The organism is Acinetobacter sp. SH024 (assembly GCF_000163635.1).
In the GTDB taxonomy this organism is placed as follows: Bacteria; Pseudomonadota; Gammaproteobacteria; order Pseudomonadales; family Moraxellaceae; genus Acinetobacter; species Acinetobacter pittii.
Map to the genome: position 1 here is coordinate 177,106 of NZ_GG753602.1, position 22,014 is coordinate 199,119.

Genomic DNA, 22,014 nt, shown 5'->3' on the forward strand with positions numbered 1-22,014 from the left:
GCTGATAAATTATGTAATTTTAATATTAACAAATACTTGGCATGTGGATAAGCCTGTCTATAACCATGTGGACAAGCGTGTGGAAAACTAGGTGGATAAGTGTGTGGACAATCTAAATAGCTCTGAACAGGCCGATTTAAGCTGGTTAACAACGTGGAGTAACTTCTTAAATCAGGCTCCATTTACTGAACAATCGCAAGTGTCAGAAGCCACTTCTTACTTGCAGCAGCTTATTGAAGCGAGCTTACAAGGCGATAGTTGTATTGATATCAGTTCAGAGCAAATTGCAGCACTTGGTCAGCTTGCTATATCTGCCGATCAAGCAACCTTAAAAGTTGCGCCGTGCGTCTACGATGAGCAGGGGTTGGCATTATACCGATATTGGCACCTAGAGCAACGACTTGCAGAACAAATTTGTCGATTAAAGCAACAATTAATTCAACCAGTCTCTTGTGATGACTATTTAGACCTGCTTACCGATCCTCATCAACAGGCAGCTTTACAAATGGTTGCTCGGCAGAGTTTGAGTATTATTACCGGTGGGCCAGGTACAGGTAAGACTTATACACTTGCACGTATCATTGCTGTACTTAGCCAAGCAATTCCACATATTCGTGTAGCGATGGCTGCTCCTACAGGTAAAGCAGCACAGCGAATGCAAGAAGCCTTACAGAACTCGTTTAATGATCCTAAATTGCTTGAGTCCGGATTAGTGAGTGAAGAGCTCAGAAATCAGGGAACACAAACGATTCACCGTTTGTTGGGGATGGGACATAGCCAGACACCACGGTTTAATCAAAAACAGCCTTTGCCTTATGACGTGATTGTGGTGGATGAAGCTTCCATGCTGGATTTAAATCTGGCTACTCTTTTATTTGAAGCAGTGCCTGAGTCTTGTCGAATTATTTTATTAGGAGATGCAAATCAGCTCGCTTCTGTCGATGTCGGTGCGGTTCTTGCAGATTTGCAGCAAATACAGGCGTTGGCTGATAACCGGGTACAATTACAAACCAGTCGTCGTTTTGCTGAAGGTGCATTGATTGGACAAGTGGCTAAATTTATTCAGGCTCAAAGCTATCAACAAGACCATGTAGAGGTTTTACAGCGGTTTGAAGTTGATATTGTTCAGGTTTCAGAATTAAAGCCCATACTTTTACAAAGAGATATGCCTGATGTTGTTCAGCTTGAGTATTTACCAGAAGGAAATCACGCAGAAGTCGAAATTTATTATCAGAAGCTCATGCTCGGTTTTCAAGGGTATGTACAGAGTCTAAAAAATTATTTAAAAGAAGAGCGCTCGATTGAACAGGTCCAAAATGTAGTAAAAGCATTTGATGACTACCGGATTTTAACCGCGGTTCGGCATGGCCCGTTTGGGTTGCAGCAGTTAAACCAATATGCGCAGCGTTGGTTGCAACAGCAACTTTCAATAGTGACTCTTGGAGGATGGTACGTGGGTCGTCCTGTAATGATGACTTATAACGATTATCAGCTCGGTATTTCAAATGGCGATATTGGTTTGTGTTTTGAGCACAGGACTCAGCCACAGCAGTTTGAAGTATATTTTCCAAGTTTGAACAAATGGGTTGCTGCAAATCGATTACCTAAAAGTATTCAAAGTGCATTCGCCTTAACAATTCATAAATCGCAAGGGTCTGAATTTACTCATACTGCTGTCGTTTTAGATCAGGCTGCCAAGAACTTATTAAGCCAAGAACTTATTTACACTGCAATTACACGAGCTAAGAAAGTAGTCAGTCTTTTAGTACATCAAGAGGCTTTATTACAAGCATTTACAGTTCGTACTACACGAAAAAGCGGTTTAGTTCAAAAAGTTAATCGATTAGTTCGTTAAGACAAACTTAATATTTTCACCCTTGTAAGAAAAAGCTTACATAGATTCGAGATATTTGCTGCTAGAGTACACCCCGTGTTTTTGAGATTATAAACGCACAACGAGCTTGGCACGGAATGTCGGGCAAAATCGCACAATAATAATAACTTAAGTCGAGAGACTGCGAACTTACAATGAAGTAGGTGTATAAAGAGGAAACTTACAGCCGCTAAGCCTTGTAGTTTTGGGAGAGACTACAGGGCTTTTTTATATTCTATTTTTCACTATGTTTAAAAAAAGCATTACAACATTTCGTTTTTAGCACTATCTTCACTCTGTTTTTGTCTAAAGATTTAAATCAATAATATCAATATATTTATCTATAATATGATTTCAAAACAGGCATTTTTCCTGTGAATTGTTAAGTTATATGTTATACAGAACTGTACGTTAAAGGTTAAAATGGCGATTTACCAAATATTATACAGACCTGTACGTTTTCACTTACATGATGATAAGAAAAATACTACTTTTCTTCATAATTGGATATGTCACAATACATCACATAAGGAAATAGAAACAAAAACATCGGAAGTGAGTTAAAACAACAAGAAGGATGTGACTAGCATCTCACCAACGACAATAAAAACAGTAATAACACGATAAACAAAAACTACAGCGCAAAAAACCCAAGCAGAAATGCTTGGGTTTTTTATTTGTTTCTACACTAAGTCAGTTTCATGAGAATCACTACCAAATAACGAACGGCGTTGATCTCTTGGTATACGTGGACATTGGGTTGAGATTTGATAGAGCACTTTAGCTAAAGCAGGCAGGTGAGTACCTACTACAGATTTACCAGTTGTTAATAGAGAAACACTGATATCTCTTTCAGGGTCGGCCCAACATAAAATGTTAGAGAATCCTAAATGACCAAATGCTTGTCCTGTCATTGGGCCAAAAAGACCTACAGGATTGCTACCTAACATTGGCCCCAGAGCATAGCGCATTGGAATTAACAAAGTACGGTCAATGTTAACGCCTGTGGTTGGCAGTGTTGCTCTGAAAATTGTTTTCTCACTAAAGATTTGCTGACCGCCGTAGCTTCCTCCACTTAAAAGCATTTCAAAGAAACGGCCGGCTTGTTCTGCACTGGTATAGATGTTTCCAGCTGGGCAAATGGTGTCCATAAAACGACTATCATTAGTCACATCAACTGCAAGTTGTAAACCGCCACCTAACACATGATTCAGGTAGTGATCGGTACCAAGGCGTGGATGTAGACCTGTTGCACAGTTTAAGGCAACTTCTGAACGGTATTCTGGATTTAAGCCATAATTGAAATAAGGCATCCCCATTGGTTTTTCGATAGTTTGATGTACAAATTCACGTAAATCCTGCCCAGTCACCCGTTCAATGACTTCTCCTAAAATATAACCTGCCGTAACAGCATGATAGGCAAGGTGATTGCCAGCAGGAGACACAGGTCGGGCAGCATATAAACGTTTTAAAATTTCGTCTTTATCAAACAATAAATCTGGTGTGACATCGCCATCAATATAAGGAATGCCACCACGATGTGCTAATAAATGAAAGATCGTTGCACGACGCTTACCGTTGACACCATATTCAGGAACATAATAGCTCACGGGATCAAGTAAATTGATTTCACCCTTTTCATCTAATAGATGAATCAACATGGCTGTAATCATCTTTGATGCTGAAAATAGGCAAACAGGTGTATCAGGTGTTGCAATCAGGACATTTTCTTGAAGTCCTGCCGGAGAGTTTCCTTGGGCATATCCAATGCTTCGATTCAGCAAAATTTTACCTTGTCTGCGTAAACAAAAGGTAATGAGTGGATAGTTTCCGGTTTTATATAGTCCTTCTATACTTTTCCAGATTTTTTGAATCTGGTGATCACTCATTCCACCCTGTTCAGCAGCAACTTCATCTTTTTGTCGAATGACTTGCTCAATATTGTCCGGTACTGGACAAGTGTTGGTTGAAAAAATTTTCACACGTCCCTCGCGCTTCTTTCTTTTTATTCGAGGCTAGTGTGCAGGGTTAAGGTCCTCATGTCAGTGTCTAAAATGACAAGTTACTGAAAACTATTTTGCAATCCACCTATAGATACCTTAAAATAGGCGACTTGCTGTAGTGATGCACGGCAGTCAGTTGCCTCAACTGATTCATATCGTTTACTTTTTTAAGCATCTCGGAGAAATCGAATGGCTTTAACTAATGCAGACCGCGCAGAGATCATTGCTAAATTTGCTCGCGCTGAAAATGACACTGGTTCACCAGAAGTACAAGTAGCTTTATTGACTGCTCAAATCAATGATTTACAAGGTCACTTCAAAGCTCACAAACACGACCACCACAGCCGTCGTGGTTTGATCCGTATGGTTAACCAACGTCGTAAATTGCTCGACTACTTAAATGGTAAAGACCACGGTCGTTACACTGCTTTGATCGGTGCTTTAGGTTTACGTCGTTAATTCGATTTTCACTTTGTTTTCGCTATTTCGCATGTCGCAATGCTTTATCGCTGAAAAGAGAGTTTCACTTAATGTTAGGTTAAGTGATTTTTAGAAGGGGCGCTTGTGCGCTCCTTCTTTGCGTTTAACTTATTTTAAATAATTGATCTAGTGTGATGGCTTCTAAGCTTTGTCATTTATCTACCAATCGGTGTAGTCTGAATGCCAAACCTTAGGGGTCTCACTAGAATAAAATTAGGAAAATACAATACATGTCAATGTTTAATATCGTTCGTAAAGAATTCCAATTCGGTCAACATCAAGTCGTTTTAGAAACGGGTCGCGTTGCACGTCAAGCAAACACAGTTTTAATTACTATGGGTGGCGTAACTGTTTTAGTTGCAGTTGTTGCTCAACCTAAAGCAAAAGCGGGTCAAGACTTCTTCCCGTTAACAGTTAACTATCAAGAAAAACAATATGCAGCTGGTCGTATCCCTGGTGGTTACGGTAAGCGTGAAGGTCGTGCTTCTGAAGCTGAAACTTTAATTTCACGTCTTATTGACCGTCCAATTCGTCCGTTGTTCCCAGAAGGTTACTTCAACGAAATTCAAGTAACAGCAACTGTTGTTTCTTCTGACAAAACTATGGATGCTGACATTGCAGCAATGCTTGGTACATCAGCAGCATTGTCTATTGCTGGTACTCCTTTCCGTGGTCCAATTGGTGGTGCACGTGTTGGTTTAATCAACGGTGAATATGTTCTTAACCCGAACTTCGAACAGTTGAAAGAAAGTGACCTTGACCTTGTGGTTGCAGGTACAGAATCTGCTGTATTGATGGTTGAATCTGAAGCGAAAGAACTTTCAGAAGACCAAATGCTGGGTGCTGTTCTTTTCGGTCATGACGAAATGCAAATTGCAATTCAAGCGATTAAAGAATTTGCTGCCGCTGCTGGTGCTGTTGAGTCAACTTGGGTTGCTCCAACTAAAAACGAAGCTCTTCTTGAGCAATTAAAAGCAGCTTTCGAAGCTAAAATTTCTGAAGCATATACAATTGCGGTTAAACAAGATCGTTACGCAGCACTTGATGCACTTTATGCAGAAGCTGTAGCTCAGTTCGTTCCAGAAAATGACGAAACTGGTATTGCTGATGAAGTAAACGAATTATTCGAAGACCTTAAATACCGTACAGTACGTGACAACATCTTGTCAGGTAAGCCACGTATTGATGGTCGTGATACTAAAACTGTTCGTGCTATCGACGTTCAAGTTGGCGTATTAGATCGTGCACACGGTTCTGCCTTATTTACACGTGGTGAAACTCAAGCGTTAGTAACAACAACTTTGGGTAATACTCGTGATGCGTTAATGGTTGATACCCTTGCTGGTACTAAAACTGACAACTTCATGTTGCACTATAACTTCCCTGCATACTCTGTAGGTGAAACAGGCCGTGAATCTGGTCCTAAGCGTCGTGAAATTGGTCACGGTCGTTTAGCACGTCGTGGTGTTCAAGCAGTTCTTCCTGCTGCTGACCGCTTCCCGTATGTAATTCGTATTGTATCTGACATTACTGAATCTAACGGTTCATCTTCAATGGCTTCTGTATGTGGTGCTTCATTATCACTTATGGATGCAGGTGTTCCGCTTAAAGCACCAGTTGCGGGTATCGCAATGGGCTTAGTGAAAGAAGGCGAGCGTTTCGCAGTACTTTCTGACATCTTGGGTGATGAAGATCACTTAGGTGATATGGACTTTAAAGTAGCAGGTTCTGCAAACGGTATTACTGCGCTTCAAATGGACATCAAGATTGAAGGTATTACTGAAGAAATCATGGAAGTTGCATTAAACCAAGCATTTGCTGGTCGTATGCACATCCTAAACGAAATGAATAAAGTCATTTCACGTGCTCGTGCTGAAATCAGTGCTCATGCACCGACGTTTGAAGTGATTAACATTAACCCAGACAAGATCCGTGATGTTATTGGTAAAGGCGGCGCAACTATCCGTCAAATTACTGAAGAAACTAAAGCTGCAATTGATATCGAAGACAACGGTACAGTTCGCGTATTTGGTGAAACTAAAGCTGCTGCTAAAGCTGCAATTGCTAAGATTCAAGCAATTACTGCTGAAGTTGAACCAGGTAAGATCTATGACGGTAAAGTAATCCGTATCGTAGAATTCGGTGCGTTTGTAAATATCATGCCAGGTACTGATGGTCTTCTTCATATTTCGCAAATTTCAAATGAACGTATTGCGAACGTAACTGATGTTCTTAAAGAAGGTCAGGAAGTGAAAGTACAAGTTGCTGATGTTGATAATCGTGGTCGTATCAAATTGACTATGAAAGACATTGAACAAGCATAATTGTTCTAGTGACATGAAAAAGTCCGCTTGATGCGGACTTTTTTTATGGCATGATGCAAGTAATACAAAAACAGATCATTGTGGTATGCAGGTTTATTACTTTTATCGCCATCAAGCTGACGGTTATGTCTTTTTAAGCCGTGAACAGCATAATGAACACATTCTGGAGTTTTTCTGGATTGATAGTGTCAGAGCTGATGTGGTGAACCATAACGAAGAATGGCAACAAAAGATTCAGCAGCTTTCAGGTGTGGTTATTAATGAATTTCATATGCGAGATATTGCGAATATTGAGCACCCTTGTGCATTTGATACGCTTGAAGAATATGACCTGCTTATTTTTAGAAAGCTCGTTACACCTGATGATGAAATTAAAAATGGGGAATCCCATGAGAGTGTATTTGGCCTAGCAACCACGCCGATTAGCTTTATTTTTACTCCTAAAGTTCTGATTAGTGTTCGTGAGCAGGGCAATAAGTCGATTGAAAACTATATTCAACGTCTCGAAAATATTTTATGTAAAACTTTGGAAGAACAAAACAAAACCCGTAAGCTGCCTAATTCACCTGTAGATTTATGTTTACGACTGCTTAATAGTATGGTGGATGGCTACCTTGATATCCGTTCACCTTTGACTAGAAGGGTCGAGCATTGGCAACAGCAATTGCTGCAAGGTAATCGCCGTTTTAAACAATGGCATCAGCTGTTTCATGAAAACATGGCCTTTCAGCAGGTTGAAAATTTATGCGAAGAGCAAATCGAAACCTTACAAGAGTTTCGAGATGAAATTGTAGAAAACTATCATCATGTTATTGGTGAGAAGACACATAATTCTCAAGATCTTCTGTTAGTTCGTTTGAATGATTTAATGAGTCATGTCGAACGTATTCAAAAACATACTTTACGTTTACGTAGCGCTATTCAGTCAGCGATTGATTTGCACTTCTCAGCAATTGCAAACCAGACCAATGAGAATATGCGTATTCTTGCCATTATTACTGCCGTATTTGCACCGCTTACTCTTTTAACGGGTATTTATGGAATGAACTTTGAGTTTATTCCAGGGCTTAAGTCACCAGTAGGTTTCTGGATTATGCTGGGTGTCATGCTGCTAAGTACGATTTTCTTGCTTTATTACTTCTATCGACAACATTTGGTAGGGCGCGGTGAAAAAAGTGTGATTGATTTATTGGCTCAACAACATCGTCAGGATCGGATGAATTTGTTCTGGTTTTTGGAATATGAACCGATTAAGCAGACTTTGAAGGAAGTGGAAAAGATTACTCGGTTGAAATAATTCTTCAATTTTTATTGAATTTTTTCCAAATTTGCTTGAGCTAAGCGTCATCCACAACCTGCCCATAATTTAAAAATTATTGTTTTTGCAAAGTAATATTTTAAATGAAAGTAGTGAACAGGTTTTGTGGATGACAATGGTTTTGGTTACTTTTGCCAAAACAAAAGTAACGTAATTAACTGATGAAATAGATAGGGAGTGCCAGTAGGACTCCGTCGTGACTATCTAATCTAATGAAAATGCTTCAACTGTTTTCTAAGTTGTTGCACTTCATCAATCAAATCTAACATCACAGCAACTGCCGCCAAACTTGCGTCAAAGTCACGTTGTAGACGATACGCTTTACGTGCACGTGCGACATCTTCGCCCATAAACTGGTGTGCTTCAGGTGTGTTCTCGACTGATAAAATATCATATTCAATGAGCTGAAGAATCCAGTCAGGACTTTGGCCGCAAGCTTGGGCAAATTGTTGTAAATCAAAAGTCGATTGTTCATCAACGACCTCTGCACTAAAGGTATGGCCGTCATATACAATTTCTCGATAGTGAATGGTTGTCATGATCTTGCTCCCTAATGAGATGAACGAGGTTCGAATGAAGCAAATGCTTCTGCCAGTTGCTGATACGCTTCTTTTTCTTTTTCAGAATTTGCAGGCGGGAATACAATATTTAAAATTAAATACAGATGCCCTGGCGTTTTATTTGGTATCCCTTTGTCTTTTAAACGTAGCTGTTGTCCTTGTTTTGCATTTTTAGGTAAATTTACATGTAAAGATCCTGCTGGTGTTTTTACTTCAATACCTTGGCCTAATGCTGCTTCCCATGGAGTTACATCTACAGTCAGATATACGTCACTGCCTTCGACATGAACACGGTCTGTATCTTTATACTGGATTTCAATATAAAGATCGCCGTTAGCACCACCATTAATCCCACTTTGGCCTTGCCCACTTAAGCGGATTTGCTGACCTTCTTTCATGCCTTTTGGTATTTTTACCTGCAAGGTCTTGCGTTGAACTTCAGGCTCGCCATAAGCGTTCATGGTTGGAATTTGCAGAGTAATTTGCTGGGTTGAACCATGATAGGCAATATCAAGATCAACCTCTATGCTGGCATGTTGATCTTCACCGCGATAACTACGTTGTTGTCTTTGATATTGTTGTTGGCCACCGCCAAAGCCTGCACCAAAGCGACCAAATAAATCTTCAAAACCACTAAAGTCTGCTTGTTCACCGCCTGTAAAACTTTGACGATAAAACTGTGCTTCATCAAAACCACCTTGTGCAGCACCTTGACCAAAGTTATTAAAACCTTGAGGATGATCTAACATTTGGTCATATTCGGCTTTTTTATCTGCATTGCTTAATGTGTCGTAGGCAACATTAATGGCCTGCATTTTTTCTTCTGCATCTTTTTCTTTGCTGATGTCGGGATGATATTTACGGGCTAATTTTCGATAAGCTTTTTTAATTTCATCAGCAGAGGCTTTGCGTGTAACCCCTAATTCTTCATAATAATTTTTTGCCATAATGTTTTATCACGATGGTGTTGTTTATTTCATTATGAAACGATTTTTAGAGTTTTCAATAAGCTAGATTGTATAAGAGTTGTTCTATTACGAAATACAGAGGAACGTAAAGAGGTATAGAAAAATTAGACTATACCTCTAATGAATTAGATGAAACTCTGATATAAGCCGTAAAGAGCAATAAGTAGAAGTAATAAACCGCAGAGGCCTAATATTTTTGGATATAAATGACTGTTAGAAAGGCGACGGAAGAATATATAAACCAAAGATAAGGTGAGGAAGTCTAAAACAATCCATGTCAGAGTAAGTAGGGTTAAACTTAAATTTAACTGAGGGGTAATAGAGACAAATTGCGGAAAGAAAGCCGAGAAAAAGATAATATCTTTTGGGTTCGAAATACCGACAAGAAAACCTTTTTTAAAGCCACCATTTTGTGCTGAAACTGTTTGTATCGCTTCTGGGTGAGGTGCCTGAATCACTTCTTTGAGAATACTAAAACCCAAATAACCAATATATAGGCAGCCTAAAATACGAATGATATTGAGGTAACTATCATTAACACTCAGTACTCCTTTTAAAACTAGTACTGAAATAAAAATTAAAACAAGGGATGCTAGGTTTGTACCAAAAATGGTTTCCAGTGCTTTTTTATAGCCCCCTTTAAGTCCAGCGCTTGCAACTAAAATCATGACAGGGCCAGGGGTCGCAATCATAATAACTACGCTAAAAATAAAGAGAAAATAATCAAAATAATTCATGGTATTTAGGCGTCTTATTTATTAGGCTATAAAGTAGCCTTATATTATCCTATTTAAATTAACATGTTGAAAATTATCATCAAAAAATACAGGTAAATAAAAAGGCGGTATAACCGCCTTTTTATAAAGTTAAAATATTAACTTAAATGTTCACCAAATAACGCTAAAGCTTCTTCAGCGGTAAAGGTATATTGCGTATTACAGAACTGACAGTCCATACGAATCGGGTTCTGCTGTTCTAGAGTTTCATGAACAGCGTCTACACCAATTTGAATCAGGGCATTTGCACAGCGTTCTTTTGAACATGTACAGCCAAATTTTAATGCTTCAATTTCTGGTAAACGAACTTCTTCTTCGTTATATAAACGATATAAGATTTCATTTGCATCTAAATTGGTAAGCTCTTCAGCTTTTAATGTTTCGGTCAACATCGTCAAACGTGGCCATAAATCTTCATCGACCAAGTTTTGCTCTTCTTCATCATGACGTGGTAAGAGTTGAATCAGTAAACCGCCAGAACGCTTATCTGTACTTGCCAACACAATACGAGTTGGAATTTGTGCAGATAAATCATAATATTGCATTAAGCAACCCGCTAAAGTCACTTGATCAAGCGGCACGATCCCTTGATAACGTTCGCCAAATTCCGGTTCAATATTAATAAATAAAACCGGATTAACTAAAGCGCCAAGAACTGTGCTGCTGTCTGTTGCTTCAACAAAGCGAGGGTCGGTTTCATAGTCCGCTAAAGCACGAACCTCTCCTAAATGGTTACATTCAGCCATCGCCCATTTGAAGGTGCCGCTAGCCTGGATTTGCAAGCTGATACGGCCTTTGATTTTTAGTGTACTTGCAAGTAATGCAGTGGCACTCAACATTTCACCTAGCAGAATTTTAACCGCAGGCATATAGTCACGTTGAGCTAAGATAGTTTGTAGGGCTTCTTCTAGATGAACTACTTCTCCACGTACTGGAAAGTTCTCTATATAAAAGCGTTGGCGTAAATCAGACATAATATTCTCCAGGGCCCTAAGCAGAGTATAACTATTTCGTTTTAATCAAGCTCAGGAAATGCAGCTAAGCCGCAAGCCGGACAGGGGCAGCTTTGGCCCATTGTCCAATTATTTAGGCAATGTGAATAAGTCCTTAATATAGCCATTTTCTGAAATCTCAAGTTATTCTAGATGATCTCTTGTAATGTCGATGCGATTTGGTTGTAAATGACGCTTTAAATTAACATCATGTTTTGATGTAGCCTGTTGCTGCGCATCACTTTCAAACAAATGTTCAAGCTCGGCTAAGGCATTACGATGTGTTTCAAAAATCTTCTGTTCATCAGTATAAATACTTTGCTGCTGTATGAGCAATTTCTCATCATAATCCCGAAAGATTTCGATATTGTTATAGGCTTGTTCATCAGAGATTCCAAGTTCTCGTAAAGCGCGATAAGCCATACCTAATGAAGATAAATACGTTTCACGCCAAATGTATTCAACACCTAAATCTCTTAAAAGATGGACATGGTGGCGGTCACGAGCACGAGCCAACAGCTTTAAGTTTGGATAATTTAATCTAAGATGACGCGCGACATTCATAGAGTCTTCAACATCATCAATCGCTAAAATAAATACTTTAGCTTTTTCAATACCGGCAGAACGCAGTAAATCGGGCTGGGTTACATCGCCATAATAGAGCTTGCCGCCGTAGCGACGAACAAAGTCCACTTGATAAAGATTGTTGTCGATTGCAGTAAAGCCTAAATGCTGTAGGCGGGCAATACGCGCGATGATTTGTCCAAATCGACCAAAGCCAGCAATGATAATCGGGTTATCTTGCTGAGGAATCTCGTCATATTCAGGTGGACGTTCTTTATTAAACAGAGGAATGACCTGAGTTGCCATGATCCAGTAAATTACTGGTGTAAGTACCATCGACAATGTCACGATCAGAGTCACGGGTTCTAATATAGCTTGAGTTAAAACCTTCTCACTTTTTGCAAGACTCAAAATTACAAAAGCAAATTCTCCACCTTGTGCCAAGCAAGTACCTAAAAGCAAACTGTTATTCCAACTATATTTTTTATAGCGGGCGATGGCGGTCAATATCAGCGTTTTGATGAGTAATAAGCCGACTGCTCCACCAATAATAAGCAAAGGCATTTCAATGAGCAGTGACAGCTGTGTAGTCATGCCGACGGTCATAAAGAATAAGCCAAGCAATAAACCTTTAAACGGTGCAATACTCGCTTCAACTTCGTGGCGAAATTCTGAATCTGCTAATAATACACCTGTAAGGAATGCACCTAATGTGGTGCTAATTCCTAAAGTGTCCATAAGCAACACAACAGCAAGAATAATAAATAATCCTACTGCTGTAATAAGTTCAGTCGCTCCACTTTTAGCAACAAAGCGGAAGAAGGGACGCATCACATAGCGACTAAACAGAAATAGACCAGTAAACGTTGCAATGATAGCCGCAAAATAAGCCACTCCATGATGGGTTGATTCTGTTCCTGCCAATAATGGAATGATGGCAAGTAAGGGAATAGCCGCTATATCTTGGAAAAGTAAAATGGAAAAAGACTGCTGACCATAAGTCGTATTGAGTTGCTGCTTTTCGGTCAGAAGTTGTAATACAAAAGCTGTAGAAGATAGCGCAAGGGCAAACCCAATGACAAAGCTGACAGAAAGCTGTTGTTGAAACAGTAATAGTACGATCAACATAAGAACAGCCCCACTAATGAGGACTTGCAGACTTCCCATTACAAAAATAGAGTCACGCATTTCCCATAAACGTTGGGGGCGTAACTCTAAACCAATCAGGAACATTAATAAGATAACGCCAAATTCGGCAAGTTCCATAATTGCTTCAGGGTCATGTGCAATATTTAAAACACTAGGACCCAGAAGTATTCCTGTAAATAAATAGCCTAAAACTGTTGCTATCCCTAGGCGTTTGCCAAGAGGGACTAAAATCAGAGAAGCTCCAAGAAAAATTGTTGCTTGCAGTAAGAATGACATTCATTGCCTCGAATGTATTAGTCTCTTTTAAGTGTAAAGCCAAAAAAGCTTCTTCACACCATGATATTCAAATCATCTAATTAAATTCTTGCGGATCAACATCAATTGATAGCCTAAGTTGATGCTGCCGTGGTGCATGAACCAATTGTGACCACCATTGTCTTAAGTAAAAATGTAGGCGAGCACGGTCAGCAGATAAAATCACCATGTGGGCGCGGTAGCGCCCAGCTTTACGTTCCATCGGTGCTGGAATCGGACCCCAAATATCAACAATTTCACCTGCAATTTGGCGTAATTGTTCCGCCGCTTCATTTAAAAAATGTAAGGTATAGTCACGATCTTTAGATTCTGCACGTATCAGTACTGCATAACGATAAGGTGGCAGCAATGCGACTTTACGTTCCGCAAGAGTCTGTTTAGCAACCGCCCGATAATCTTTTTCGATGAGTGTGGTTAGTAAAGGGTGATCTGGTCTTAAGGTCTGTAAATAAACATGGCCTTTGTGTTCACCACGACCTGCACGACCAGCGACTTGTACAATTAATTGCGCAGTACGCTCTGGCGCACGAATATCGACACTCAGTAACCCAGCATCAATGTCTAAAATAGCAACCAAAGTTACGTGTGGGAAATGATGACCTTTTGCCAACATTTGAGTGCCGAGTAAAATTGTTGGTTTGTTTTGATGAATACGGTCATAAATTTTTTGCCAGCTACCGACACGACTGGTACTGTCACGGTCAACCCGAATCACATCATAGTCTGGAAATAGTTCTTGTAAGTGCTCTTCAACCTTGGCTGTCCCTGCTCCTAGGGTTTTTAAGCTTTTTTGCTGGCATTCAGGGCAATGGTCTGGCAAGCGATGAACAGTGCCGCAGTGGTGGCAGTGTAAATAAGAATAAGGCTGAGTATGTAAAGTAAAATGGGCATCACAATGCGGACAATTTGCTTGCCATCCACAACTTTCACAGACCAGTACAGGTGCATAGCCACGACGGTTTAAAAAGATTAAAACCTGTTCTTTTCTGGCTAGGGTATTTTTAATCTGTTCGATTAAAGGCTGGCTAATTCCATGCTGTTTTTTGACAATTTTAAGGTCAATCAAATGCATTTTAGGCAAAAGTGCATGTCCAGCACGTTTGTTGAGTTGCAGTGCAGTTAATTTGCCAGTTTCGACTAAATAATAACTATCTATGCTTGGAGTTGCTGAACCTAAAATAACAGGGCAGCTTTGTAAGTGACCTCGATAAAGAGCGACATCACGCGCATGGTAGCGGAAGCCTTCTTGTTGCTTATAAGACAGATCATGTTCTTCATCTAAGATGATGAGGCCCAAACGTGGCAGTGGCGTATAGATGGCTGAGCGGGTTCCTAAAATAATAGATGCTTTGCCAGTCTGGGCCTGTTGCCATGCCTGCAAGCGTTTGGAGTCATTTAAGCCCGAGTGTAATAGAGCAATATCACAGTTAAAACGTGATTTAAAACGAGAAATCGTTTGAGGGGTTAGACCAATTTCAGGGACTAACACCAGTACTTGCTTACCTTGCTTTAGCACTTCGTGCATGATGTGCAGATAAACTTCAGTTTTACCGCTTCCTGTTAAACCATCTAATAAAAAGGCTTGGTATTGATGCTGTGCGTTTACGACGTGCTGGGTTGCTTTCTTTTGGTCTTCATTTAGCGTGAGCGGCATTTGTGCCAATTCAACAGGCGATGGGCTAAAGTCGTGCGGTTCAAGCGTACAGTCAACCAGTCCTTTCTTTTGAAGTGCTTTAAGCGTAGCCGTTTCTACACCACTTAAATTAAGAATATTCTCTGTAGTTCCGGCAGGGTGTAATTTTAAAATTTGATACGCGTCTTGTTGCTTAACAGAGCGTTTAAGAAGTGCTTCAACATTATCACATGGTGTGATTTTCCAAAGATGGAACAAAACATCCATTGGTTTGCCCTGACGCAATAATGCGGGTAGGGCGGTTTGCATGACCTCGCCAATTGGAAATTGGTAATACTGGGCTGACCATGTCAATAAACTTAAAACTTGTTCATCTAAAATAGGCTCATCGTCTAAAAGGTCAGAAATGGCTTTAAGCTGAAAGGTGCCTGTAAATGATTCACTTGGGTCAACTTTTTCAGTAATGATGCCAATCAGATTTTGGCGTCCAAATGAAATAGCGACGCGTGAGCCTACGTGAGCCCGTTCATATTGTGCTTGGGTGAGTGTATAGTCAAAAGTGTCGTACAGATGTACAGGTACGGCTACACGCACACGATAAACAACTGAATCAGGCTTTGGCGTTATGGTCATAGAGGCTCATTTCGTCAATTTTAAAAAACGGCATAGCGTCGTGAAGAGGACTTGGGTATTCTACACAGGCTATAGAACGAATATGAATGATTGCGTAGCATAGATGCAACAGCAGCGACTATTATTTTTGGAAAATTAGAACATTACCATGCCTGCATATCAATTTACTGCCATTGATGCTTCAGGGAAGCAGCAAAAAGGAGTGCTTGAGGGAGACTCAGCGCGCCAGATTCGCCAACAATTACGCGATAAAGCATGGACACCAATTAGTGTTGACCCTGTTGAACAAAAAGATAAACATCAGAGTCAGGGGTTATTCCAAAAAAAGTTCAGTGCTTACGATTTGGCACTCATGACTAGACAACTTTCGGTCTTGGTTGCCGCTGCTATTCCACTTGAAGAAGCTTTGCGCGCCGTGAGTAGGCAAAGTGAAAAAACACATGTACAAAATCTTTTATTATCTGTTCGTTCTCGAGTCTTAGAAGGGCATTCACTTGCACAAGGTATGCAGCAGTCTGGACGTTTCCCTGACCTTTATATTGCAACGGTGGCTGCTGGCGAGCGCTCGGGACATTTAGATCTCATTTTAGATCAGCTTTCGGATTACACTGAAAACCGCTTTGCCATGCAAAAGAAAGTTCAGGGTGCCATGATTTATCCAATCATTTTAATGCTGATGTCTTTTGGTATTGTGATGGGTTTAATGACTTATGTTGTGCCAGAGATTGTAAAAACTTTTGATCAAAATAAAGATGCTTTACCGTGGATTACAGTCGCTTTAATGAAAGCCAGTGATTTTATTCGTCACGCGTGGGTGTTTATTATTCTTTTTGCAGTGGTAGGTGTTATCGCATTCGTTCGGTTTTTAAAAACCACTGCTGGACATTATGCTTTTGATCGATTAACACTCAAATTGCCATTATTCGGTAAACTGTCACGTGGTATTAATGCTGCACGATTTGCCAGTACCTTATCTATTTTGACCCGTTCAGGTGTCCCTTTGGTCGATGCCTTAAAAATTGGTGCAGCAGTGACCAACAACTGGGTCATCCGAGACTCAATTGCTCATGCGGCTGAGCGAGTGACAGAGGGGGGTAACTTAGGTACGCAACTGGAGCGCAGTGGTTATTTCCCACCAATGATGGTACAAATGATTCGAAGTGGAGAGGCATCAGGCGAGCTTGACAGAATGTTAGAACGAGCATCGACCATGCAAGACCGTGAGGTGACGACATTTATTTCAACCTTACTGGCATTACTTGAACCGCTTATGCTGGTTTTAATGGCAAGCATTGTACTGGTTATTGTAATCGCGGTTATGCTGCCAATCGTAAATATGAACAATATGATTTAATAACTTTGATATTAGAGATAATGATGAAAGTAAAAAATATTCAAAGCGAAACAGCGATGGAACAACATAGTGAATCTGCGGTTTCAAATCAGTTTGAGCCAACGTGCCATTCCGAGCATAGCTCTCTATCAGATATTTGCTCCTCAAGCACAGCTTTCGGACTTGCGGCACGTTCGAACGGTGCTCGAATGAAACGTGCCTCAGGCTTTACGCTCATTGAAGTGATGGTTGTGATTGTAATTTTAGGCGTGTTAGCAGCTTTAATCGTACCAAATGTCATGGGGCGTAGTGAAAAAGCTAAAATTGATACGACTCAAATTGCATTAAAGGGGGTAGCGGGTGCTTTAGATCAGTACAAGCTTGATAATGGCCATTTCCCAACCATGCAAGAAGGTGGGTTAGATGCTTTGGTTAACCAGCCTGCTACAGCGAAAAACTGGATGCCAGGTGGTTATGTAAAAGGTGGTTATCCTAAAGACAGCTGGAAAAATGATATTCAATATGTCATTCCTGGGGCAGATGGGCGAGCTTTTGATTTGTACTCATTTGGAGCAGATGGCAAAGAAGGCGGTGAAGGTAATGATGCAGATATTTATTATCAACCTTAATTAAAATGTAATGGAGATTATCAATTCAGTTAAAAAGTTAAAATGATAAATACGAATTGATAATCTCTCTCAATCAGAAAAATATAATAACTAATTGAAAAATATAAATTAAAGTTAAAATCAATATTTGAGATTTATAATAAGAATTATTCCCATATTTAATAGTTACAAGAAAGTTAAAATGTAGAGAAAAATAAGCTATATATTTAAATAAAAGCTTTGCATAATAAATAAAAAGCACTTTATTCAATTAAAAGGAGAGATTAAATGAAAGCATTTCTCATATTAGATGAACTGACTCAGTTTCATTGGGTAATGCTCAAGTCTGTCCTATTGATTTTGGGTTTATTGCCGATTGCTGAGGTTTCATTAAAGTTATGGCTGAGTACAGAGGGAAGTAGCCAAATCATGATTGGTTTCTTCGCATTAAGTATTGTGAGCGCATGGTTAATGGTGAGCTTCTTTACTGCATTAAAAGCGAGCGTCTGGCAAGCTAAACAAATCTCTACTCAATATGAGCAATTCCTTTTTAAAGCTTACCGTTATGTACCCATGGTTTTTTTATCGAGTTTAGTTGCTTATTTATCTCTGCAACTATCGATTGCTTTTTAATAATATTTTAAAACCAAATTTTAGATAAAACGTAGACTAAACATCTACGTTTTATTTTTTAACTGGACTTAAAAACAGGGTGTTTCTTCATTTGTACATATTATATGCTTCAAATCAGCAATTTAAGAAAATGAGAAATATGAAATGGAACAAATCGAGTGGAATGATTTTTTAAAAGTAGAGCTGCGTGTTGGTAAAATTATTCAAGCCGAGGTTTTTGAAAAAGCACGTAAACCTGCCTATATTTTACATATAGATTTTGGTGAAGAATTGGGTGTGCGTAAATCAAGTGCACAAATTACCAAGCTCTATCAACCACAAGATTTGGTGGGTAAATTAGTCGTTGCCGTAGTGAATTTCCCTAAAAAACAAATAGGGCCTATTCAGTCAGAATGTTTGGTGACAGGGTTTCATAATGCAGATGGTGATGTCGCACTTTGTATCCCAGAGTTTGAAGTGCCTCTGGGTACAAAGTTATTGTAAATTAGCGACGAGATTTAAAAGAAACGTCAACTTTACGTGGACGATAAACCCAACCTAAAATCAGCAGTAAGACTGCAAATCCTAAAATTGGATAATCGCCTAAACGGTTATAAAGAGTTTGGCCTTGCATGGCTGGTAAATCGCCTCTCAAGACAAACTCTTTATCGATTGGTGCTTGTTCAATGATATGACCATTTTGATCAATAAACGCTGTTACACCTGTGTTGGTTGCACGAACAAACCAGCGGCCATTTTCTTTCGCACGCATCTGCACCATTTGTAAATGTTGCCAAGGCCCAGCAGTGCCCGTAAACCAAGCATCATTCGATACAGTTACCAAGAAGTCGCTGTCTTCCGCATTACGTCTTGTCAGGTTGGGGTAAGCCACTTCATAACAAATTGCAGCAGCAAGTGCATGCCCTTTAATTAAGAGGGGCTTCTGGTCACTCTCACCACGTGTAAAACCGCTCATGCTGATATCATTTTGCATGGCTGGTAACACCCAAGAGAGTAAACCTGAAAGAGGGATGTATTCACCAAATGGAACAAGACGCTGCTTTTTATAGAGTCCACTTGAATCACTACCAGAAGCCATAATACTGTTGTAATATAGTGGGCTACCAACTTGATGTGATTTTGCAACATCCCAGTAGGGAATTCCAGTTACCCATGCAGTATGGTTCTTTTTAGCTTGTGCATCCATTGCATCCAAAAACGGTTCAATATCGGTTTGGAAAAGCGGAATTGAAGACTCAGGCCATACAATCAGATCACGGCCCCATTCAGATTGTGTCAAACCAGCATAAATTTCTAATGTTCTAACTTGATATTCAGTCAGCCATTTTAAATCTTGTGGAATGTTACCTTGAATGAGCGAAACGCTAAGTGGCTTGGCATCTTTAGGTTTTACAAACTGTATATATGATGCTCCCCATGCACCCAAAACTAACAGGGCAGAAGGGATAACCCAGAAAATACGTTTACGAAGAACTTCGACTAAAGCACATGCTAATACAATGACAACGAAGGAAATTGCATAAATACCAAATAGCGGTGCATAACCATCGAGTAAGCGTTCAGTAAAAGCGTAACCTACAAATAACCATGGGAAACCTGTAAATACCCAAGTTTTTGCCCATTCAAAAACAATCCAAAGTGGGGCAAAAGTAAGTGGAGTTTCAGGGAAGAATCGTCGGTAAACCCATGTCTGAAATGCTGTAAATAAACCCATGACAAGGGCCATAACAGCAATCATACACACGCTTAGAAAAGCATTGGTATCGCCATATACATGGATGGAAGTATAGAGCCAGAAAGCGCCTACAAACCATAAGCCAAAGCCATAGCTCCAACCAATAGCAAAGGCTTGTTTAGCTGAGCGCTTATGTAATGTTGCATAGAGTAGGGCTGGAGATAAAATTGCCAACCACCACCAATAATAAGGTGCCAGTGAAAAACTGAACACGGCACCTGAAAATAAAGCAATGAGTAAAGGAAAAATTAAAGGAAGCTGTTTTTGTTGTTGCGAAGAATCTAACAGCTTTTCAAAGTATGCTCTCATTGACGTACAGCTCGAATCAGATGAATAGTGCGGGCATCTGCTTCAACGATTGTAAATAACCAATTTCCAAGCTCAACAGTTTGACCTTGTAAATCACTTACCAGACCAATCTCTTGAAGCAATAAACCGCCGACAGTTTCTACTTCATCGTCAGAAAAATCAGCATCTAAAACAGTATTGAAATGTTCGATTGGTGTAAGTGCTTGCACCATCCACGCATTTGCTACCGTATGGTCATTGTCAGGAACAATGTACTGAGCATCTTCATCGACCGTGTCGTGCTCATCTTCAATTTCGCCAACGATCTCTTCAAGAATATCTTCAAGCGTAACAAGACCGGCTGTTGAACCATATTCATCAATCACAATCGCAATGTGAGTCTGAGTATGTTTTAACATGCGCAGTACCTGATCGGAACGTGCACTTTCAGGAACAAATAACGGTTGGCGCATAAGAACTCGAATATCGACTTTGGTATTCGGTTCAGTTAGAAACGGCAACAAATCTTTTGCGAGCAAAATCCCGACAACATTGTCAGGTTGATCGGCAGAGAAGACTGGAAAGCGTGAGTGAGCAGACTCGACCAGTACATCAAGAATATCAAGTAATTGATCATCTTCTTGTAAACTGATCATTGCTGTTCGTGGCGTCATGACTTCACGAATTTTTGTGGCTGGAAGGTCAAGAACGCCTTCAAGCATAGCAACAGTATCTGGTTCTAAAAAGCGGCGTGAATTTTGGACTAATTTTAATAATTCATCACGGGTTTCTGGCGCTGTACCTAACCATTTTCGTAAGCCTCGCATTCCCCACGACGGACTTGGTTCCTCTTGCATGATCTTTCCTAAAGACTCAATGTATCAAATGAATACACAGATCATACCGAAGAAAAGATGCTTATGCATCTATAAAACAAGCTAAAAGACAAAACGTATATTGTTATGTAAAAGCCAGTTACAGTTAACAGCTCAGTAATTTGTTTATGCTAAAATGTGAAAATTCTATTTGTTCGAGTTTGTTATGTCAGAGCAACCCATTTCACCTACTGTACAACTCAATACGCGTGGTTTACGTTGTCCGGAACCTGTCATGATGTTGCATCAAGCCATCCGCAAATCTAAGTCTGGGGATGTGGTTGAAGTCTTCGCAACAGATAATTCGACCTCGTGGGATATTCCTAAGTTTTGTATGCATTTAGGCCATGAGTTGTTGTTGCAAGAAGAACGCTTAGATGAAAATGGTCATAAAGAATTTCATTATTTAGTGAAGAAAGGTTAATAGAATAATAAGGCTTCTAATAAAGACGATTAGAAGCCATGAATAATTTAACTTTAATTTGAAATGATAATTTTTTACAAATAAGAATCGTTATATAATTTATAAAATTAAGTATATAAATGACGTATAAAAATGAATGATTATTTTGTGAAAAGAAGCTTATTAATCTGTCTTTGGTTTTTCACTATTGCTGGTTTATTACATTTAGAGATCTCTTGGTTATCTGAAACTGTTGCTATCATTATTATATCTATTCTTATTGTTTTAGGTTCAATTCTACTCGGTTATAGAAATACATATTTTGCTCCTGAACCAAAGATAAAGATGAGTTTGATCTTGCATACAAGGTTTATCGGGTTGATGTTAATTCTTGATTTATTATTTGGTAAATCGGTTTGGTACTACGATTTAGCGCGGAACTTTGGTTTTCTTGGCTTATTTTTATTAGGCACATTTATTTTCTATAAAAAGAATTTTAATTTAAACGTAGCAAAAATACCGCCTTTTCAATAAGTGGATACTAATAAAAA

19 protein-coding genes are annotated in these 22,014 nt (G+C 39.5%); 10 read left to right on the plus strand and 9 right to left on the minus strand.

Annotated elements, in window-relative coordinates; translation table 11 throughout:
• Nucleotides 1–103: 103 nt before the first annotated feature.
• Nucleotides 104–1,855, plus strand: coding sequence for an exodeoxyribonuclease V subunit alpha (gene recD, locus HMPREF0013_RS17400; RefSeq protein WP_025464143.1), 1,752 nt, complete (start codon nucleotides 104–106; stop codon nucleotides 1,853–1,855).
• 701 nt (nucleotides 1,856–2,556) lie between these two features.
• Here the strand turns inward: recD and HMPREF0013_RS17405 are convergent.
• On the minus strand, nucleotides 2,557–3,855 hold the full coding sequence (locus HMPREF0013_RS17405) for an EstA family serine hydrolase (RefSeq protein WP_002114785.1): 1,299 nt from the start codon (nucleotides 3,853–3,855) through the stop codon (nucleotides 2,557–2,559).
• Nucleotides 3,856–4,065: 210 nt separating this feature from the next.
• Here HMPREF0013_RS17405 and rpsO point away from each other — a divergent pair, with 210 nt between their 5' ends.
• The 3 genes from rpsO (at nucleotide 4,066) to HMPREF0013_RS17420 (ending at nucleotide 7,977) form a co-directional block, all read left to right on the plus strand.
• Complete coding sequence (gene rpsO, locus HMPREF0013_RS17410) at nucleotides 4,066–4,335, plus strand: 30S ribosomal protein S15 (RefSeq protein ID WP_002114951.1); 270 nt, start codon at nucleotides 4,066–4,068, stop codon at nucleotides 4,333–4,335.
• A gap of 257 nt (nucleotides 4,336–4,592) precedes the next feature.
• Nucleotides 4,593–6,680, plus strand: coding sequence for a polyribonucleotide nucleotidyltransferase (gene pnp, locus HMPREF0013_RS17415; RefSeq protein WP_170814194.1), 2,088 nt, complete (start codon nucleotides 4,593–4,595; stop codon nucleotides 6,678–6,680).
• Between the two features lie 85 nt (nucleotides 6,681–6,765).
• A complete protein-coding gene (locus HMPREF0013_RS17420) occupies nucleotides 6,766–7,977 on the plus strand; it encodes a magnesium transporter CorA family protein (RefSeq protein WP_002114783.1) in 1,212 nt (403 codons plus the stop codon).
• 230 nt (nucleotides 7,978–8,207) lie between these two features.
• Here the strand turns inward: HMPREF0013_RS17420 and HMPREF0013_RS17425 are convergent, their stop codons facing one another.
• The 6 genes from HMPREF0013_RS17425 to HMPREF0013_RS17450 form a co-directional block, all read right to left on the minus strand.
• Nucleotides 8,208–8,537, minus strand: coding sequence for a chaperone modulator CbpM (locus HMPREF0013_RS17425; RefSeq protein ID WP_002114963.1), 330 nt, complete (start codon nucleotides 8,535–8,537; stop codon nucleotides 8,208–8,210).
• An 11-nt stretch (nucleotides 8,538–8,548) separates the two neighbouring features.
• Complete coding sequence (locus HMPREF0013_RS17430; RefSeq protein WP_005804162.1) at nucleotides 8,549–9,505, minus strand: DnaJ C-terminal domain-containing protein; 957 nt, start codon at nucleotides 9,503–9,505, stop codon at nucleotides 8,549–8,551.
• A gap of 146 nt (nucleotides 9,506–9,651) precedes the next feature.
• Entirely contained in the window at nucleotides 9,652–10,263 is a 612-nt protein-coding gene (locus HMPREF0013_RS17435) for a LysE family translocator (protein ID WP_002115157.1), read from the minus strand.
• A 137-nt stretch (nucleotides 10,264–10,400) separates the two neighbouring features.
• The gene (locus tag HMPREF0013_RS17440; protein ID WP_002114728.1) at nucleotides 10,401–11,276 is read right to left on the minus strand and encodes an Hsp33 family molecular chaperone HslO; all 876 of its coding nucleotides are present in this window, start codon (nucleotides 11,274–11,276) and stop codon (nucleotides 10,401–10,403) included.
• Between the two features lie 162 nt (nucleotides 11,277–11,438).
• Nucleotides 11,439–13,283 carry a monovalent cation:proton antiporter-2 (CPA2) family protein gene (locus tag HMPREF0013_RS17445; RefSeq protein WP_002114812.1) on the minus strand — a complete coding sequence of 615 codons (1,845 nt, stop codon included), beginning with the start codon at nucleotides 13,281–13,283 and terminating at the stop codon, nucleotides 11,439–11,441.
• Nucleotides 13,284–13,359: 76 nt separating this feature from the next.
• Nucleotides 13,360–15,588 (minus strand): primosomal protein N', encoded by a 2,229-nt coding sequence (locus tag HMPREF0013_RS17450; RefSeq protein ID WP_005804166.1) that lies wholly within the window; start codon nucleotides 15,586–15,588, stop codon nucleotides 13,360–13,362.
• A gap of 148 nt (nucleotides 15,589–15,736) precedes the next feature.
• Here HMPREF0013_RS17450 and gspF point away from each other — a divergent pair, with 148 nt between their 5' ends.
• From gspF to HMPREF0013_RS17470, 4 genes are all read left to right on the plus strand, one after another.
• Entirely contained in the window at nucleotides 15,737–16,942 is a 1,206-nt protein-coding gene (gene gspF / locus HMPREF0013_RS17455) for a type II secretion system inner membrane protein GspF (RefSeq protein WP_005065941.1), read from the plus strand.
• A gap of 23 nt (nucleotides 16,943–16,965) precedes the next feature.
• Entirely contained in the window at nucleotides 16,966–17,550 is a 585-nt protein-coding gene (gene gspG, locus HMPREF0013_RS17460; protein ID WP_025464144.1) for a type II secretion system major pseudopilin GspG, read from the plus strand.
• Nucleotides 17,551–17,817: 267 nt separating this feature from the next.
• Complete coding sequence (locus tag HMPREF0013_RS17465) at nucleotides 17,818–18,162, plus strand: hypothetical protein (RefSeq protein ID WP_005804170.1); 345 nt, start codon at nucleotides 17,818–17,820, stop codon at nucleotides 18,160–18,162.
• A gap of 144 nt (nucleotides 18,163–18,306) precedes the next feature.
• Nucleotides 18,307–18,645 (plus strand): tRNA-binding protein, encoded by a 339-nt coding sequence (locus HMPREF0013_RS17470; protein WP_005804172.1) that lies wholly within the window; start codon nucleotides 18,307–18,309, stop codon nucleotides 18,643–18,645.
• 1 nt (nucleotide 18,646) lies between these two features.
• On the opposite strand, the gene lnt is transcribed toward HMPREF0013_RS17470, so the two are convergent.
• A complete protein-coding gene (lnt, locus tag HMPREF0013_RS17475) occupies nucleotides 18,647–20,206 on the minus strand; it encodes an apolipoprotein N-acyltransferase (RefSeq protein ID WP_002114914.1) in 1,560 nt (519 codons plus the stop codon).
• On the minus strand, nucleotides 20,203–21,042 hold the full coding sequence (locus HMPREF0013_RS17480) for an HlyC/CorC family transporter (protein ID WP_002114976.1): 840 nt from the start codon (nucleotides 21,040–21,042) through the stop codon (nucleotides 20,203–20,205). Before HMPREF0013_RS17480 ends, lnt begins: the two co-directional genes overlap by 4 nt.
• 184 nt (nucleotides 21,043–21,226) lie before the next feature.
• Here HMPREF0013_RS17480 and tusA point away from each other — a divergent pair, with 184 nt between their 5' ends.
• Both tusA and HMPREF0013_RS25220 read left to right on the plus strand, forming a co-directional pair.
• Nucleotides 21,227–21,484, plus strand: a complete 258-nt coding sequence (gene tusA / locus HMPREF0013_RS17485) for a sulfurtransferase TusA (protein ID WP_002053527.1) — start codon at nucleotides 21,227–21,229, stop codon at nucleotides 21,482–21,484.
• A 132-nt stretch (nucleotides 21,485–21,616) separates the two neighbouring features.
• Complete coding sequence (locus HMPREF0013_RS25220; RefSeq protein WP_002114996.1) at nucleotides 21,617–21,997, plus strand: hypothetical protein; 381 nt, start codon at nucleotides 21,617–21,619, stop codon at nucleotides 21,995–21,997.
• Nucleotides 21,998–22,014: the final 17 nt, after the last annotated feature.